This is a genomic window from Tritonibacter sp. SIMBA_163 (assembly GCF_046535935.1).
GTDB classification, from domain to species: Bacteria; Pseudomonadota; Alphaproteobacteria; order Rhodobacterales; family Rhodobacteraceae; genus Epibacterium; species Epibacterium scottomollicae.
Window position 1 is genome coordinate 1 of record NZ_JAWJBP010000186.1, and the last position, 352, is coordinate 352.

Sequence of the window (352 nt, forward strand, 5' to 3'; positions counted from 1 at the left end):
TGGAAAAACATTAAGGAGGAATTAATATATGTCAGTATCAACTTTTATTCCAACAATTTGGGAAGCGCGCTTGATGGCGAACTTCCACAAGCGTTCTATTGCGGATTTAATTACAACAATGCCGACGAAAATCGAAGGTAATAAGATTATCTTTAATCGTGTAGGCGCAGTAAATGTAAAAGATTATAATGGTACAATCGAATGGGATGATACTAACCCTTCTAAAGTAGAAATTAATATGGATCAACAAAAGTATTTTGCTTTCAAAGTTGATGATGTAGATGCAGTTCAGGCTGCTGGAGATTTAATCGACCCACATACACAAGAGGCAGGAGCGGTACTTCAGGAAACC

1 protein-coding gene is annotated in these 352 nt (G+C 37.2%); it reads left to right on the forward strand.

Features of this window, described 5'->3' with window-relative positions; translation table 11 throughout:
• Positions 1-28: 28 nt before the first annotated feature.
• A partial coding sequence (locus R0J92_RS22015) for a hypothetical protein (RefSeq protein ID WP_411053216.1) occupies positions 29-352 on the forward strand: 324 nt, incomplete at its 3' end.